The sequence below is a fragment of the Ignavibacterium sp. genome, assembly GCA_032027145.1.
In the GTDB taxonomy this organism is placed as follows: Bacteria; Bacteroidota; Ignavibacteria; order Ignavibacteriales; family Ignavibacteriaceae; genus IGN3.
This window is the reverse complement of sequence record JAVSMP010000001.1, coordinates 563,088-580,765: the sequence shown is the minus strand read 5'-3', so window position 1 is coordinate 580,765 and position 17,678 is coordinate 563,088. Positions and strand designations below refer to the sequence as shown.

Below are 17,678 nucleotides of genomic sequence, written 5' to 3'. Positions count from 1 at the left end.
TTTTAGTTTGGAATAAAAAAGCACATTATTTATATTTGCCGTTCAAAATTTTGGGCGCGTAGCTCAGGGGTAGAGCATCTGCCTTTTAAGCAGAGGGTCGGTGGTTCGAGCCCACCCGCGCTCACTTTTAAGTAAGCCACTATAGTGGCTTACTTTATTTTAAACAATTTTTAATATCGAATGTTTAATAATAACACATATTATAAAAAACAGCAAGTTTTACCGATTCTATTAGTAATTATGTAATTTAAGGTATGTTTTACAATTATTAGAGAGTAGTTTTGGGTGAGGTCATTTATAAGACAATTATTAGGTCAGGATTGACTCTTATAATATTGTGGTTTCTCAAAAATCAGGTTGATGAAAGATTTTTTTTAATAGTTAGTGTATTAGCCTTTTTCTTTTTCGTTATAAATCCGGCATATATGTCGTATAAACATTTCTTAGAGATAAATCGGAAAATTGAATCTGGAACTTTATGCTCTTCCTGCAAATATTTTGACAAATCTGCTATGCTTTGTATTAAATATGATAAGCATCCTACCGAAGACTTTATTCCTTGCCAAGGCAGAAATTGGGAACCAATATAAGTTTTATATTATTTTCAAAAAGCCTTAGACCAAAGAAAGATTAGATCACAGGAACAGTGCTGCCAGGTAAGAATGATAAAATAGTTTCTGCCGGTTATAATTTATTTTGCAACCAGTTCCGCAATTACTGCATCAAACTATCAATAAAATTTTTTTGTTTAAAAAGGAGTTTGTATGAAAACCAATATCGGCAGGTCTGATAAAGTTATTCGATTAGTTTTAGGTGTAGTAATTATTCTTTTAGGAATTTACTTAAAGAGCTGGTGGGGAATACTTGGAATAGTTCCGATTGTTACGGCTCTGTTAAATTTTTGTCCTGTTTGGAGTTTGTTAGGTTTATCAACCAGAAAAAAAGTTGAAACTAAAAAACTAAAAGTTTAAATGATAAAAGGTTGCTGTTAAAACTACTTAACAGCAGTCTGTTTTTTTTCTTGCACCTTTTCTTCTTTAGCCTTTTTTAATACACCGGGTATAATCATTCCGATTGCAATTCCAGCAATTAAAGTAAGTATAAGCAGTAACAATTTTGAAATCTCAAATTTCCAAAACAATAAACTCAAAGAGACGTTTTCAATATTCTGAAGGCAAACAATGATAAAAAGCCCTAATAATAATAGAATGATTATAGATTTATAATTCATTTTTGGAATCCTTAAATAAAATTATTTTGTGAATACTTTTGATCTAATGAAACACCACATCAAGGTATGAGGTATTAAAACAAATACTATATGTTAAGTTATTCTATATAAGCTAACCAATATCCGCCAATGCTGTAAATCTTAGTATCAGCCCAGATCATAATTTTAATAGTGAATCCATCTTTTGATACTGAGAGAGCCTCGACATTATATCTGCAGTTAAAGTTTTTATCGGCATCCAATTGACTGACAGAAATAAAAACTTTGGGTTTAGCCTCGTAAGATTTTGAAAATTTAACCTCGAGTGTAATTGATCTTTCTCCAGTACCGACATCAAGATTATAAGAAGTATCTCCTATTTTTGATTCCCAAAATCCACTTTGGGTTTGGGCAGGAATCACTGAAGTAAAGACATTAAGAAATAAGACGGTTACAAATATTAAAAGCTTTTTCATCAGCCCTTCTTTGTCTTTTAAAAAATATTTTATCAGAATATTTGATTATTTGCCAAATAACGGATTAAATCTAAGCGATTAAGGAATTATATCCTAATAAGAAAAAAATGATAGTATGTAATCGGATTCTGAAAATTAATCCTTAGAGTTAAAGCCTCTGTTAATTATTGAACACTGCAGACTAGACCTTTAAGATAAAGACTCTCCGGAAAGTTTGTTGACATAGTGTGATCGGGAGATTGTGTAAGAAACTTTATGGTCTTAGTATTTCTTCCTGAGTCTAAAGCAGCGTCAGAGATAATTTTTTTAAATAATTCCGTACTTATATGTCCCGAACAAGAAAAAGTAAAGAGAATTCCATTATAAGTTAATAACTTGATAGCTAATAAGTTAATATCTTTATAACCACGACTTGCTTTTTCAATTACGTTTACCGATTCAGCAAATTTAGGCGGATCAAGAATTATTAAATCAAATTTTTGATTTGTGTCTCTTAGTTTTCTTAAGTATTTAAATACATCATCACAAACATTTTCAAATTGATTGCTTGTAAGATCATTAGCAGCTAAATTTTTTTCAGCAGTTTTAAGAGCATCTTCGGATGAATCGACATTAATTACTTTGGCAGCACCAGCTTTTAGAGCATAGACAGAAAACGCACCCGTAAAAGAAAAACAATTGAGAACGCTTTTATCTTTTGCAAACTTGCTTATAATTTTTCGGTTTTCTCTCTGATCTAAGTAAAATCCTGTCTTATGACCATTAATAATATCAATAAAAAACTTGTTGTTGTTCTCAGTGATTTCAATTAAGGGATCAGGATGCCTGCCGAATAGAACACCTTTAATTTTTGGTAAACCTTCTTTTTCCCTGACATCAACATCAGATCTTTCATAAATACCAGAGGGGTTAAGCAAATCTGCTAAACTGCTAATAACAGTATTTTTCCAGTATTCAGCCCCTGCCGAAAGAAATTGACAAACCAGAAAATCAGAATACTTATCAACAATAACTCCAGGAAGATTATCGCTCTCAGCATTAATTAATCTGTATGCATTCGTGGAGTGCTGATCAACAATAGTTTTTCTAAATTTAACCGCATCTTCAATCTTCCTTTGTATATAACTTTCATCGGGTTCATCATCAGGGTCAAAGCTTAACATTCTAACGCTTATTTGCGAATGATTAGAAAAAGAACCAAAACCCAATCGGCTGCCATCAGAAGAAATAACTTCAACAGTTTGGCCATTGAAACTAATATCTTTTACAAAATCAATAGCTCCAGAAAATATCCATGGATGTTTTCTTCTGAATGATTTATCTCTGCCGCTTTTAAGTTTAACAACTGGCAATAAAATTCTTAACTTTCAAAATTCAACGCAATTCTAACACCGAGATGTAATGTTAAAATATCAGTTTTTGATTGACTTGGATTATATATGACTTTTGAATTGTTAATCTGAATACTTCCTTCTTTTAGGTAATCTGCCTTAGATCCAAACAGATATCTTCCCTTTAGATCCAAATAAATTGCTTCCTTTTCAGTTACAGGATCACCGCTTAATAATATTGCAATTCCGCCCCCCGCACCGTAACTCCATGACCAGTCATCAAAGTTAGTATTGCTTGCTATATCCTCTCCTCCATAATCTCCTTTAACTGAAGTTTCAGTGTAAATATAATTTCCACCAAACAATCCTTGAATATAAGGACGGATTGTTCCTGTCGGCATCCCAAGTTCGAATACTATGTGGAAATTCAAAAGATTATTGGTTCGTTCAACATTCAGAAAAACATCTGGTATTGTGTGGCTCCAAGGTTCTCTTCGGGATTCACTCCCATAAACGTAGTAACCAAGATTTAACCCAAGTCCAAAAGGCGACTGTAGTTTTGGTGATAAAAACATAAACTCGCCACTAAGTCCATAACCAAGATTATCAACTTGCTTACCAAACTCACCCTGAGGTAATGCAAGTGAAAAGTTTATACCTGCTTGCTGGGCTTTTGAAAACCCGGCAGTTAAAATTAAAAGAATAACTAAAAAAGTAATTTTGTTTTGCATATTATCTTCCAGAAAATGAATTTTTAATAAACAAAAATAATTTATTATTAGTTAAAAATTCAGTTACAGATGACAAGCGGTTAAAATTCTATTTATAAAAAATTTTGTATGACCAAGGTTTTAATTTTAACTGTAAATTGCCATTTAATTCAATAGGATGCTTATCATTAAAATCAATATATACTCCATCAGTTCTTTCTAAGGGTATTTCGGTTTCAATTTCTTTTTCAGCAAGATTAAAAAAACCAATAACTTCATTATTCTCTTTGTTACGTTTGATTATCAGAATATCATCATCGTTGATTATAAAATCAATTGCTCCACCTTCATTACCTGCCCACAAAGCTTTGTTTTTTTCTTTGAGTTCATTCAGATTTTTATAAAGCTTTTCAAACTTATTTATTTTCCAGATAATTGAATCTTTTTCAAAGAACTCTAAGCGTTTATTAAAACCACTTTCCTGTCCGTTATAAATTAGCGGCATTCCTGGAATTATATAAGTTAGGACTGCAAAGACTTCAGCAGCCTCTCCCAATCTTTCAAACTCAGTTCCATTCCATGAATTTTCATCGTGATTTGATGTAAACTGCATCCTGTAAGCATAATCAGGATATTTTTTCTGGTCATTAAAAATATGTTTAATAATATCAGTCGATTTTTTTTCTTCAGCGTAAATTCCATTAAATATTTTATGAAGTTCCCAATCGTAAGTCATGTCAAAAGCAAGTTTATGCATTTCGGGTGTATCCCACTCAGCAAGCATAAAAACCGGTTTAATCTTATCAAGTTCAACACGTACTTCGTTCCAGAATTCAACTGGAACCATACCTGCAACATCACATCTGTAACCATCAATATCAAACTCTTTCACCCAATACTTCAGTGCAGATATCATTTCTTTCCATAATTCTTGATTGTCGTAATTCAGATCAATAACATCTGACCAGTCAGGCACAGGCGGAACGAATTTTCCAGATGAGTCTTTAGAATAAAACTCCGGATTTGTTTTAACCCATTCGTTATCCCAAGCGGTATGATTAGCTACCCAATCAATTATAACGTGCATGTTTTGATTATGTATTTCATTAACAAGAATTTTAAAATCCTCTTTAGTGCCAAATTCAGGATTAACATCAACATAATCTTTAACCGAATAATAACTTCCAAGTGTACCTTTTCTGTTTAGTTTACCAATTGGGTTTATTGGCATTAGCCATAGTATATCAATACCGAGCTCTTTAAGTCTGGGTAAATGTTGTAGAAAAGAGTTAAATGTCCCCTCTTTAGTAAATTGTCTTAGATTAACTTCGTAGATTGTTGAATTTTTTGCCCAATCAGGTGCTAAAGGTTGCGGAAAAATCTGTTGGAGTAAAAGAATAAATAACGGGAAGTGAATCAGAATTCTTTTCATTATGAAATCCTTTTCATCAAATAATTTTTAAAACAAAAAAGCGCTCAAAAAAAGAGCGCCTAAAAAGGAATAAACAGGACCTATTTCTTGGGTTTTGCTTCGCTTACAATGATATTACGACCCTTGAGTTCAGAACCATTTAGTGCCTGAATTGCAGCAGTTGCCTCAGTTTCGTTCTCATATTCAACAAAACCAAAACCTCTTGATCTGCGTGTCTCTTTATCAGTTACAACTTTTGCTGAGAGAACTTTACCGTGTGCGGCAAAAGCTTTCTGCAAATCTTCATCGTTGGCTGACCAGGGGAGACTCCCTACAAACAATTTGATACTCACAAAACGAACCTTTTATTAATTGAACAAAAAAGCGTCATTTGACGCAGGAATAAAATAATACTATTAATTAAAGAAACAAAGAAAAAATACAATTATTTATAAGTTTTAAGCCCATAAAACGGGCTTATGTCTCAAGTTGATTCTCTAACAGCAGTTAAAATGCAGATTTAATTCTTGGTTACTGCAATAAGTATATCAGTTTTATTTTCATAATAATTTTTCAATTGCGGCTTTTACATTATCAACAGGGATGATTTTTATTGTATTATCTTCCTTTACACTCTTCAAGTTTCCAGCAGGGATAATTACTGTTTTAAAACCAAGTTTTTTTGCTTCAGTAATTCTTTTGTCTATATGTCCAACGCTTCTGATCTCACCGCCTAATCCAACTTCTCCGATGAGTATTGTTTGATTATCAATAACACTATCTGTTAAACTTGATGCAATGCTGGCACAAACAGCAAGATCTGCAGCCGGTTCGATTACTCTTATTCCACCGGCAATATTAACAAATACATTATGTGCGGATACTCTTACATTTGCTCTTTTCTCAAGTACAGCCAAAAGTATAGATAATCTTTTCTGATCAAATCCGTTTGAAACTCTTTGCGGATAACCAAAACTTGAAGGGGTTACTAATGCCTGCACTTCAAGCAGAATAGGTCTGCTTCCTTCGATACTTGAAGTAACAACCGAACCAGGTGTTTGTTTTTCCCGCTCACTTAAAAACAATTCGCTTGGATTAGCAACTTCTTTCAGACCATCTTCAAACATTTCAAACACGCCAATTTCATTTGTACTGCCAAATCTGTTTTTTTGCGCTCTTAAAATTCTAAAAGAATGATTTGCTTCACCTTCAAACTGCAGAACCGTATCAACCATATGTTCAAGAATTTTTGGTCCGGCTATCATTCCATCTTTTGTAACATGCCCGATTATAATTACCGAGTAATGATTTTTTTTCGCTTCCTCCATCATCAAGGCAGCACACTCACGAATTTGTGTTATTGTTCCGGGAGAATTTTCCAATTCGCCTCGGTAGGTAGTTTGGATTGAATCAATAACAACCACTGATGGTTTAATTTCCTTTATTGCACCAAGAATATTTGATAGCTCAGTTTCAGCTTGAATAAAGAAAGTTTCGGATTTAACCTTTAATCTTGTTGAGCGCAGCTTGATTTGTTTTTCAGATTCTTCGCCGGTTACATATAAAACTTTTTCACTAATACTTGCTGCTGCTTGCATTGCTATTGTGGATTTTCCTATTCCCGGATCTCCGCCAAGCAGAACAACAGAACCGGGCATAATTCCACCGCCCAGTACACGATCAAATTCGGTAATTCCTGTTATTATCCTCTCTTCATCACTGGCAATAACATCGGTTATCTTACTGTAACTAAACCTGGATTTTGCAATATTTGTTTTGTGCGGAGATGTTTCTACAATTTCCTCAGTAAAAGAATTCCAGCTTTCACATTCCGGACATTTTCCGATCCATTTTAATGTTTCGTATCCGCAATTGGAGCAGATGTATTTTACTTTTGTTTTAGCCATTTTAATTTTACCACTAAGACATTAAGATCAATTAGACTTACTAAGATTCAGGAAATTTAGAAAGCTCCTCGTAACTAAAGGAACTAAATTATCTTTTATTTTTTTACAGGGAAAATTTATCAATAAACCCTTTGGCTTTCCAGTTATTTTAAATAAGGAAGCAACTGAGCTTTAAACACTGGAATTATTATTACAACAGCGTTAATTCAACTACTAATCATTAATCAATAAATCCAATATTAAATTTGTTTCAGGATTATGGCTTTAATATTAAATTGGAAAGGGAGTTTGTCTATTAACCCTTAATCTCCGTGAAATCAATTCATCAACAAAACAGATATCCTAAACAGATTCCAATAAACCCGGATCAAATTGTTAAGGTATTTCTATTGCACAGCAAACAATTTTATAAAATAAATTATTGAGATGTTCTATTGTTACTTACATTTCCAAAGTGTTTCTTAGCGTGCTTGGTGTCTTAGTGGTTAAGTTATTTCTATAAAAAGTCAGCAACTATCTTACTTACTTTAGATAATGCTGTAACAATTTGGTTAACATCTTTACCGCCGGCAGTTGCAAGATGCGGGCGACCGCCTCCGCCACCGCCTACTAGTTTAGCAAGTTCGCCGACTATTTTTCCCGCACTGATGTTTTTATCTTTTATAAGATCATCGCTAACAACACAAACGATCCCAACCTTATCTTCAATCTGTGCAATTAAAACTCCAATACCAGATTTGATTTTATTTCTCATTTCGTCACCGAATGATTTCAGTTCATCCATTGAATCAGCCTGAACTTTGCCTTTAAATATTTTTATACTTTTTTCTTCAGATGAAAGTGAAAGAATATGATCAAGCTGTTCAAGTTTATCTTTCATCTTTAGTTCAGCAATTTCCTTTTCAAGTTTTTTCTTTGAATCAATCAGCTCTTCAATTTTTTGTTCTGATAATTTTAACTGTTCCTGCTGAGATTGAATGAATTTTTCGACACCCGCCCCTGTAACAGCTTCTATTCTGCGGACTCCGCTTGCAATTGAGGATTCACTTAGAATTTTAAACAAACCTATCTCTGAAGAATTATGAACATGAGTTCCTCCGCAAAATTCCAAAGTAAAATCGCCAAACTGAACAACATTTACTTTATCTCCATATTTATCGCCAAAGAACATCAAAGCACCCATTTTTTTTGCTTCATCAAACGGAGTGTTACGATGATGTTTTAACGGATAATTTTTTCTTGTTTGTTCATTAACTATTGTTTCAATTTTCTGGATTTCTTCATTGGTTAATCTCGTGAAATGTGTAAAGTCAAATCTCAATCTATCCGGTCCTACATAAGAACCTGCTTGCTGAACATGAGTTCCCAGAACAGTTCTTAATGCCTTATGCAAAAAGTGTGTAACGGAGTGATTACGCATAATATCCCAGCGTCTGTTTTGATCAACCTCAGCGATTACTTCAGCTCCGGGCTTAAGTAAAGGAATATTAGCACAGTTCACTACATGAATAATGTGATTATCGATTTTTATTAAATCAATTACATCGTAAGATTGTGAATCAATTTTAATTTTGCCAATATCATCAACCTGACCTCCTGACTCAACATAGAAAGGCGATCTATCAAGGATTACCAAGGTATTTTCACCGTTATTTTTTAATCCAACAACAACTGCTTTTGATTGTAATTCATCATAACCGGTAAAAATTGTCGGGTCGGAGTTAACGAGATCAAATCCTGATAAATCATTTAGTGTAACGTTTACAGCAGCAAACTTGTCCTTTGATGCTTCTCTTCCGCGCTCTTTCTGTTCATCCATTAATTTGTTAAAGCCATCTTCATCAATTGCAAAATTTATTTCGCGGGCCATAACATTTGTAAGATCAACCGGGAAGCCAAAGGTGTCATAAAGTTTAAATACATCTTCGCCAGGTATTACCTTTAGGTTTTGCTTAATCAATCTTTTAACCATTTCATCAAACAACTCTATTCCACGATCAAGAGTTGAGTTAAAACTCTCTTCTTCTGCTTTAATAACTTTTTTAACATAATCTTTTTTCTCAACAACCTCAGGAAAAACATCACCCATCGTATCAGTAATAATATCTACAAGTTTATAAAGGAAAGGTTCGTTGAGATTTATTTTTCTTCCGTAACGTGCGGCACGTCTTAAAATTCTTCTTAACACATAACCTCTTCCATCATTACCCGGGACAGCACCATCGGCAATTGCAAAAGTTAAAGCACGGATATGATCTGCAATTACTCTCATCGGAATTCTATCTTCTTCTTTTTCGTATTTAACTTTAGAAAGTTTGGAGACCTTTTCAATTATTGAAGTAAAAACATCAGTATCATAATTTGATTTTTTATTTTGAAGAACAGCACATACCCGTTCGAATCCCATTCCGGTATCAACATGTTTTGCAGGAAGTTCGTTTAGTTTTCCGTTTTCATCCCTGTTATATTGAATAAAAACCAGGTTCCATATTTCAATACACTCAGGTGAGCCTGCATTTACTAATTCCGGATTTTCAAAATCATCACCAACATTAATATGTATTTCTGAACAAGGACCACAAGGACCAGTTTCTCCCATTTCCCAAAAATTATCTTTTTCTCCAAACCTTAAAATGTTTTTTGGATTTATATCTGTTTCAGATTTCCAGAATTCGAAAGCTTCATCATCATTCTTATAAACGGTTGCCCACAATCTTTCTTTAGGAAGTTTCCAGACTTCGGTTAATAATTCCCATGCCCATTTTATAGCTTCTTTTTTGTAGTAATCTCCAAAAGACCAGTTGCCAAGCATTTCAAAAAAAGTATGATGATAAGTATCGTGTCCTACTTCTTCGAGATCATTATGCTTGCCTGAGACACGAATGCATTTTTGTGTATCAACAGCACGTTTATAATCCCGTGTTCCAAATCCAAGGAATACATCCTTAAATTGATTCATCCCCGCATTTGTAAAGAGCAAAGTAGGGTCATCATAAGGAACAACCGGAGAAGACTGAACAACCCTGTGCCCCTTATTTTTAAAAAAGTCAAAAAACTGCTGACGGATCTGTTGTGAGGTCATATTTACCTTTGTAAAATTTTTGTAGGTAAAAATAACAAAATGACACTTAAGCTTAAACAGGAAATGCGGATTATCAACGATTCTAAATGATTGATTTTGGCAATGAAATTGATGAATTAACTTCCCTGTTAATAATTATTAAATAAAGCGATGTCAGTTAATAAACAAACTACCGATAGTGAATTATTGCTTCAGATTGTAGGTTATAATCAGGAAGCATATTTACACCTTTATAACCGCTATTCAGCAACCATCTATTCTTTAATTAAAGAGATAGTATCAAATCCAAAACTTTCTGAAAAGATTTTAATAAATGTTTTTTCAGTATTTCTTAAGCGAATAGAATATTACAGCACAACTAGTAACAATGTTTTTACCTGGTTAACATTGCTTGCAAGAAATATCTCGCTCGATGTTGTAAAAAGAATGAAGTATATGGAAGATATTCCAATTTATTCTGATGAATATGAAATTGAGTTTATTCTGCCAAATCTTTCTAATGAAATTGATCTGTTGAATCTTGATGAGAGAAAAATCCTTGCTGAAAAAGTGAAGTTATGGAAATCGCACTTGAGTGAAATTCAAAACCTGATTTTTTCTCTGGTATATTTTGAGGGATTAAATGATGAAGAGATTGCCAAACGCTTAACAGTTCCCGTATCGCAGGTTAGAAACAAGCTTATTGTAATAATGGATGTGCTTTATCAGCAGTTTACTGGCAAGCAAGCATCTTCAGTTAAGAATATTGAAGTTTTTGATTTAATTAAACTTGAACCGCTTGGCTGTATTACTTCCGAAGAAAAAATAAAATTGAATAACCTCAGAGAAAACGATCCGGAATTTTTGTGGAAAGAATTAGGAGAAGTTCAAAATTTAATTGCGTTACTTTCTGCAACTATTCCGATTGTTTATCCGCCAAATGATTTAAGTGATCATTTAAGTAAGGCTTTCATAGAAATACTTCAAGGTGCAGAAGTTGAATATCCTATAATTACTCCGGAGCCGCCTGTAATAAACCAGCAAAGCACCCCCTTGCCAGATGTGATTAACATAAATGAAATAATTGAAAAGAGAGAGAAAGATTCTCAGATACAATTTAGCGAGCCTTATGCTGCTAAGACAGATTCTTTAAGCAAACAATCAACTGAGCCGATAAAGGAAAAAACAGTAGAAGTGTCTGCTAATCAGCATCATGGTGAGCCAATACAGCGGCTTAACGAAATTAACAATAAAAGTATTGAAGAAATTACCAAACCAACTGAGCCTCTAAAGTTTAGACAGGAACCAGCACCTGCTGCTGTTGAGAATAAAGTACAGACAGTACCATCAGGCACTACAACGGTTTTTAAACAGAACAAAACTCAATCGTTTCCTGCTAAAGACGAAGTTGTTGTCAGAAACAGACTTACTCCAACAAGCAGTATAAATCTTAAAGAGTTATTTAAGAATGATAAACCGCTCCCGAATAAACCTGAGCCGGTTACTCTTAAGGATTTAGAAGAGCAAATTAAACCGCCAATAAAACAAGAAACAGTTGAACAGAAAAAAAACGATGAATCTGATAAAGTTGTTTCTAAACAGGGCAATGTAGCTGCAGCAGAAAAAACTGTCAGAGAGACTCTTGAAAATAAAACCATTGATAACAACTCTGATATCAAGCTAAAGACCAACATCCCGACTAAAGAGCTGAAGGCAGTAGAAACAAAAAATCCTAATGAAATGCAGGTGAGTAAATCTGAAAAGACAGAAGACCAAAGCAGCAAGGAAAAAAATGATATAAAAGAAACAAAAGTCAACCTGCCAGTTAACGAAAAATTAAATCAAACCGATGGTTCTATAGAAATACAAGGTGATATTAAAATAAGATCACACGCTGTTGATAGAACTGTCAGAACATTTAATAGTACTAATTATAAGTCTGAAACAACTAAGAATACAAAACCAACAGTAAATGAAAGACCGATAACTCCTTCTGTAATACAGGAAGTAAAACCCACTGCTAAAGAACAAATAAAAACTGAATCGGTCAATCAGGTAGTTGAAAATAAAAATGCTGCACCTACACCTGCCCAATCAAAGCAAAGCATTCAGGTAAAAAAGGCAGAACAACCAGCAGAAGTTAAAACATCTGATACAAAACCATTTCAGGAACCTGTTAAAATTAAACCTCAGATTGAAAAAACTTCATTAAAGATCAGAGAAACAAAATTTGAAGATAATGAGAACCAGCAAAATGCGACAGTAAAAACCAATATTAACGAATCAGATAAGCCATTAGTTCAAAAAGAAAGCAAAGAAGATGTTATAAAAACATCAACTCCAGTAGAAAAAGCAAGAATTCGGGTTAGCGACAGAGACCTTGAACCGGAATTAAAACCTGATACCAGTGATAATGAAGTTTTACGCCTTAAGAAAAAATTAAAAAGAAATATTATTCTTTCAGCAGCATTGTTTATTATCTTAATAGCATCAGGAGCGTTTTTATTTGTTCAGATGCAGTCGAATAATGAGAATAAAACAACAGAATTACAAAAACCAATAGAACAGAAACAAGTAGGTGAACTTATCAGTGATGTAGTTCCTGATGACAATTTACAATCTGTAACCCAGGAGGAAATCGTTCCGGTGAAGGTTGAAGAATCTGAAAAAATTGTTAAAAACGAACCAAAAGTAAACTTACCGCCTTTGCCTGAAAGTATTGATAAGAAAGAAAGCACATACTTCGCTCTGAATGAAAACAATAATCCTTTGATGGAAGAAAATAAAGAGACCAAACAAATTGCCGCAGCTAAAACAGAAACCATAATTCCTCCTACAAAGAAAGCCCCTGAAGAAGAGGAACCTGCATTTTTTGTTGCTGTTGAGGAAATGCCTCAGTTAATTGGAGGTATGAAACAGTTGCAGAGTAAGATTAAATATCCTGATATTGCTAAACGGGTTGGTATCGAAGGTAAAGTTCTTGTTCAAGCACTTGTTGATGAAAATGGAGATGTGGTTTCGGTTAAAACTTTAAAAGGTATAGGTGCCGGTTGTGATGAAGAAGCAATGGATGCTGTAAAGAAAAGTAAATTTGTTCCCGGAAAACAAAGGGGTAAAAATGTTAAGGTTCAGGTTACTATTCCAATTGTTTTTAAGAAATAGTTTAGGTTAAAAAAGTCAGTAAAATAATTTAATAAGGCACGGGTAGCGGTGCCTTTTATGTTTTAAAATAAAAACTCTCCTTAAGTAAATTTACCGATATTCATCTCTACGCTGATAAAAATGTTTCGTAGATTAAATTCTGCTGTATAATCAGGATTTTTTTGTTGCTCAGCAGATCTTTAAGCTAGAGCAAGAAAACATCTATTATCCAACTGATCTGCTTGACCACCTGTTGAATTTACATTTTTTTATTGAGTGATGTTTCTTTTTGTTTGCTACTGTATAAGATGCTAAGGCTTCTTTTTTAATTTTCCAAATCTTTACGGTCGTCCTGCTCATTTACTAAAGAAGATTGTATCCAATCATAATTATTTCGTTTATTTTTTTACATTAAATAAATTTAAGAAATTCCTTTTCCCTTAAGCATTACACTTACGAAGAAATGAGAAAAAGAAACCGCAAGTAAATTTTAGGATGTATAAAGTGTACTTCTATAAAATTTTGTTACTAGTATTGTGGATTTCACAATTAATATATAATCAATATGATTTAGTTTCTCTTACAGCGAGGATAAATTCATATATTCGATTTGAACAGATTAAAGCCATAGATAGTATAATTCTATGCAATCTTCCAGAAGCCGTCCCCTACTTAGAAAATCAAATATAAATTGAAGATGATCATTCTATTGCATTTAGATTACTATTTGCATTGGATAGTCTCGGATCAGAAAATATAGAATCGATTTCTCTCGAACTTTTATCGCACTTTGAAAACGGCAAATTTTCTGACCTTGGCAATAATCTAATTAATAAAATAATTATTGTGCAGATACTATTTAATAATGATAACTTCAGTAAAAGTCATGTAGTCCTGTATTTTTTAAATAAGTATCCAGATAGATATGATCCTATTATTTTTGTTTTAATAGAAAAATAATTCAAAAAGATTCGGTATTAAATCAAGTTACAAAACAGAAAATCGAGGAAGCGATAGAGAAAAATATTGGTTTAACAAATAAAATAATTGCATTGAAAATCCTTTCAAGAAACTTCGGGAGTGAAAAAACAGATTTCTTTAAAGAACTAATTTTAACTAATCAGGGTCAATCAATAAGATCCGTTGTGATTGATTGTCTCTTAGAAAATAACTATTCCTTGATAAGGAGTTTTTAACTAACAGACTTTCGTTAGATAGCAGTAAAACAATTCGTAGAAAAATTGCAAGGCTGTTAATGACATACTGGGGAACGCCAAGCGACTATCTTATAATTATTGAATATAGATTAATCGAACCAGTTGAGTCAGCCAGAGAATCCATAATTGATTATATTGATTTTTTAAACCCCCTGGCAATACCGATTCAATAAATAGAATTATGGATAATTTACTCAATGTCGTAAATGAGATAATAATTTATTCTTGGCTTGGCGATCTCAGTTTCTCGAACGAACTAAAAAAAATTTTAACCACAGCCAAAACAAATTTACAAAACGGCGACTCACTTGCTTGCAGAGTTCAGGTAAAAGCATTCCAGGATTTAGTGGATAATGTTTATAAGGACTCACTAAACACAGACCCTCGCTTTGTAACAATAGAAGGCTGGAAATTTCTTTACTGGAATGCACAATACATTTTAGACAGATTGCCAAAGCCTTAATCTTATTTAGTTAAATAGCGACTACTTCTTATCATATTATTGATTGATCTGTTTACATCAGTTTAATCTGTTCGATCCGTGTGCCATTTTTCTAAAAGCTAAAAAATAATTTAGTTTTCTCAAATAACAACAAGAACAGGATATCGGTAAATAAGAGTATTATTATCTGTAAATATTTTCAAATAAGACAAATCTCAGTTTTAAATATTCAGGATTCAGTGTTTTTGTTTTGCACAAAAGTTGAGCAATATGGAATATGATAATAGAAACGAAAATAGATTATCCAACTAACCATCAAAAACCACTTGTTGAAAACACATCAGCTTATTGTTTTATTGGGGATATTGAAAGAGATTATATGGGCGATGGTGTTTTGGTCGTAAAACAAGATGAGTGTGATGAGGAGATAGTTTTCGCCATTACAAATGACCAACAAAGGACTAGTGCTGATTCTAGCGAAATAAAACTATTACGAGCTGATAGTTATTGGAACTGGACGGACAGTCTGAAGATCCCACATTTTGAACAAGTAGGTGATCCTGCATTTTATGATACTAGGGAAAAGCGAGTTGATTTTGCCGGAGCAACAATAATATTAGATTCTATCCCAGCTAATTCGAATAATAAATGGCATTTTGGGGATGATCTAATTTTTGAAATAATATTAGACCGAATAAATTTAACACCAGAAGACTATAGATGGATTTATAATGTTTTTAATCTAAGGGTTCCAATTCTTTCTGATATAAGTTTATGGAATCTAGACACAACAATTAATTTAGGGGATGCGACAGATCATACGCTATTGTCCACTTATATAACCAATGAATCAATTTATACGAAAACATTAAATGACTTAGATATACAGAGTGGGGGTGTATATAGTCATCAATTTGAATCAGTAGATTTTGAGTATTTCCCCGCCATGTTAAAGCATGAAGAACATCATTATTTAATGAAGAAGAAATTTATTATTAAGCGATTAAATGAATTTAGTTTTAAAGTTATACGAAGATTTAATTTAAAATATTCAGATTACACCTGTCCAACAATAACAGATGAGATAAAAAATCATATAATACGACATCTAAATACAGGTATAAAGTGGGGTGCCGATTTATCATTTGCTAAAGATTATAATATTGATTTAACAGGATTTACCATGGTAAAGATGAAAAAAGATGGTACTTATGTTGAGGTTAAAGTTGATAATCATGAACTTGCAGCTGATAAATATGCAAGTGGATTTTATAAAGAGATTAAACAAAGAATTATTGATTGGTGGGAAGGAAAATAAAGATGAAGAAGGAACTAAAAATGAAAAATAAATTATTAATAATATTATTTATACTGATCCAATATAATTTGCTATCTCAATCACTATGGGACAAACTTAGCGTACCTTTGGAGTATAATCAAATCATGGGTAATGATACAACACTTCTTGATCTGGAGACAATTGTTTACAACAAAGAAGAAAATATTATTAATCTAAAATATTTATATGCAGTTAGAGAACTAGTTGATAAGTATGAAACTGAAAAAAGAGAATTCCTATTGCAAAATTTACTTACAGTTCTAGATACAACAAAAATAATAACTTCCGATTCGCTTATATACGAATTATGGTATTTGGCTTTTGAAAACGATATGATTGCAAGAGGATATTTAGGTGATTTACAAGCTGTGGATGGAATGAAGTATTTGAGGAATCATCCTAGAGATATGGAACAAGTGAATCTTACAGCAATTTACTATTTAACTAGAGTAGGTATCTATGAAGATTTCCAAACCATTTTAGATTTAGTCAATACCTCAAACTCAGATAACGGATATTCACCTTGTTATTTAAGATACTTCATTGAAAATCCCGATGTGGTTGATGATATTAAAAATATTTTAATACCAATTGTAAAATATAATTCGAAAACCGAATACGATTTTCTAGTTTCTTGTTGTCTTGAAGTTCTTTCACAGATTGATAGCGTAGCATTGAATGAAGCCTTAGAGTGGGGATTCAATAATAATGAGGGTAAGGTAAGACTGTGGTTCTTTGATCAAGTGGGGAAACTTAATAAGGAGGATCAACCCAGACTAAGCAGAATGGCATTGTTGAGTGAAACTAATGTGGAATTATTATCTTACTATCTTCCTGCCGTTCACGACATTACATCTAAGAATGTTTCCTCAAAATATAGCTCCCCGAATTGGGTTTATTTTTTGAATGAATTGAGTAATTCAATGCATCATGATCTATTGAAAAAAAGAATAAGTTATTTCAGAACCAATTTTATACCTATAAACGAAATTTCCCTTTTTGATTCCTCACAACAAATCGGGTATGTTTATAATCTCATTGACACAGTATCAAACTACACCTGGCTCGGCGATTTAACTTTCTCCAACGAACTAAAAAACATTTTAACCATAGCTAAAACCAACTTACAAAACGGAGATTCACTTGCTTGCAGAGTTCAGGTAAAAGCATTTCAGGATTTAGTGGATAATGTTTATAAGGACTCACTAAACACAGACCCACGTTTTGTAACAATAGAAGGCTGGAAATTTCTCTACTGGAATGCACAGTACATTTTAGACAGATTGCCAAAGCCTTAATCTTATTTAGTTAAATAGCGACTACTTCTTATCATATTATTGATTGATCTGTTTACATCAGTTTAATCTGTTCGATCCGTGTGCCATTTTTCTAAGAACTAAAAAAGTATTTAGTTTTTTAAATAACAACAAGAA

At 32.8% G+C, this 17,678-nt stretch carries 13 protein-coding genes and 1 tRNA gene; 6 read left to right on the top strand and 8 right to left on the bottom strand.

Annotation, left to right across the window (positions count from 1 at the left end):
• Positions 1-52: 52 nt before the first annotated feature.
• Together ROY99_02285 and ROY99_02280 are read left to right on the top strand one after the other, a co-directional pair.
• Positions 53-124, top strand: a tRNA-Lys gene (locus ROY99_02285).
• A gap of 640 nt (positions 125-764) precedes the next feature.
• The gene (locus tag ROY99_02280) at positions 765-971 is read left to right on the top strand and encodes a DUF2892 domain-containing protein (protein ID MDT3695189.1); all 207 of its coding nucleotides are present in this window, start codon (positions 765-767) and stop codon (positions 969-971) included.
• Between the two features lie 23 nt (positions 972-994).
• On the opposite strand, the gene ROY99_02275 is transcribed toward ROY99_02280, so the two are convergent.
• The 8 genes from ROY99_02275 to alaS form a co-directional block, all read right to left on the bottom strand.
• Positions 995-1,231 (bottom strand): DUF1049 domain-containing protein, encoded by a 237-nt coding sequence (locus tag ROY99_02275; protein ID MDT3695188.1) that lies wholly within the window; start codon positions 1,229-1,231, stop codon positions 995-997.
• 98 nt (positions 1,232-1,329) lie between these two features.
• Positions 1,330-1,686 carry an H-type lectin domain-containing protein gene (locus ROY99_02270; GenBank protein ID MDT3695187.1) on the bottom strand — a complete coding sequence of 119 codons (357 nt, stop codon included), beginning with the start codon at positions 1,684-1,686 and terminating at the stop codon, positions 1,330-1,332.
• A gap of 164 nt (positions 1,687-1,850) precedes the next feature.
• Positions 1,851-3,038: a class I SAM-dependent methyltransferase gene (locus tag ROY99_02265; protein ID MDT3695186.1), complete on the bottom strand. Its 1,188-nt coding sequence runs from the start codon at positions 3,036-3,038 to the stop codon at positions 1,851-1,853.
• An 8-nt stretch (positions 3,039-3,046) separates the two neighbouring features.
• Positions 3,047-3,748 (bottom strand): hypothetical protein, encoded by a 702-nt coding sequence (locus tag ROY99_02260; protein MDT3695185.1) that lies wholly within the window; start codon positions 3,746-3,748, stop codon positions 3,047-3,049.
• Positions 3,749-3,836: 88 nt separating this feature from the next.
• Entirely contained in the window at positions 3,837-5,159 is a 1,323-nt protein-coding gene (locus ROY99_02255; GenBank protein ID MDT3695184.1) for an alpha-amylase family glycosyl hydrolase, read from the bottom strand.
• Positions 5,160-5,239: 80 nt separating this feature from the next.
• On the bottom strand, positions 5,240-5,491 hold the full coding sequence (locus ROY99_02250) for an RNA-binding protein (GenBank protein ID MDT3695183.1): 252 nt from the start codon (positions 5,489-5,491) through the stop codon (positions 5,240-5,242).
• A gap of 207 nt (positions 5,492-5,698) precedes the next feature.
• Positions 5,699-7,045 carry a DNA repair protein RadA gene (gene radA / locus ROY99_02245; protein ID MDT3695182.1) on the bottom strand — a complete coding sequence of 449 codons (1,347 nt, stop codon included), beginning with the start codon at positions 7,043-7,045 and terminating at the stop codon, positions 5,699-5,701.
• A gap of 496 nt (positions 7,046-7,541) precedes the next feature.
• The gene (alaS, locus tag ROY99_02240) at positions 7,542-10,127 is read right to left on the bottom strand and encodes an alanine--tRNA ligase (protein ID MDT3695181.1); all 2,586 of its coding nucleotides are present in this window, start codon (positions 10,125-10,127) and stop codon (positions 7,542-7,544) included.
• 150 nt (positions 10,128-10,277) lie between these two features.
• Between alaS and ROY99_02235 the strand changes: the two genes are divergently transcribed.
• The 4 genes from ROY99_02235 to ROY99_02220 all read left to right on the top strand — a co-directional run bounded on the left by ROY99_02235 (position 10,278) and on the right by ROY99_02220 (position 17,543).
• Positions 10,278-13,268, top strand: a complete 2,991-nt coding sequence (locus ROY99_02235; GenBank protein ID MDT3695180.1) for a TonB family protein — start codon at positions 10,278-10,280, stop codon at positions 13,266-13,268.
• Between the two features lie 1,377 nt (positions 13,269-14,645).
• Entirely contained in the window at positions 14,646-14,927 is a 282-nt protein-coding gene (locus ROY99_02230) for a hypothetical protein (protein MDT3695179.1), read from the top strand.
• 256 nt (positions 14,928-15,183) lie between these two features.
• Positions 15,184-16,224, top strand: coding sequence for a hypothetical protein (locus ROY99_02225; GenBank protein MDT3695178.1), 1,041 nt, complete (start codon positions 15,184-15,186; stop codon positions 16,222-16,224).
• Positions 16,225-16,244: 20 nt separating this feature from the next.
• Positions 16,245-17,543: a hypothetical protein gene (locus tag ROY99_02220; GenBank protein MDT3695177.1), complete on the top strand. Its 1,299-nt coding sequence runs from the start codon at positions 16,245-16,247 to the stop codon at positions 17,541-17,543.
• The last annotated feature ends 135 nt before the right edge of the window (positions 17,544-17,678 follow it).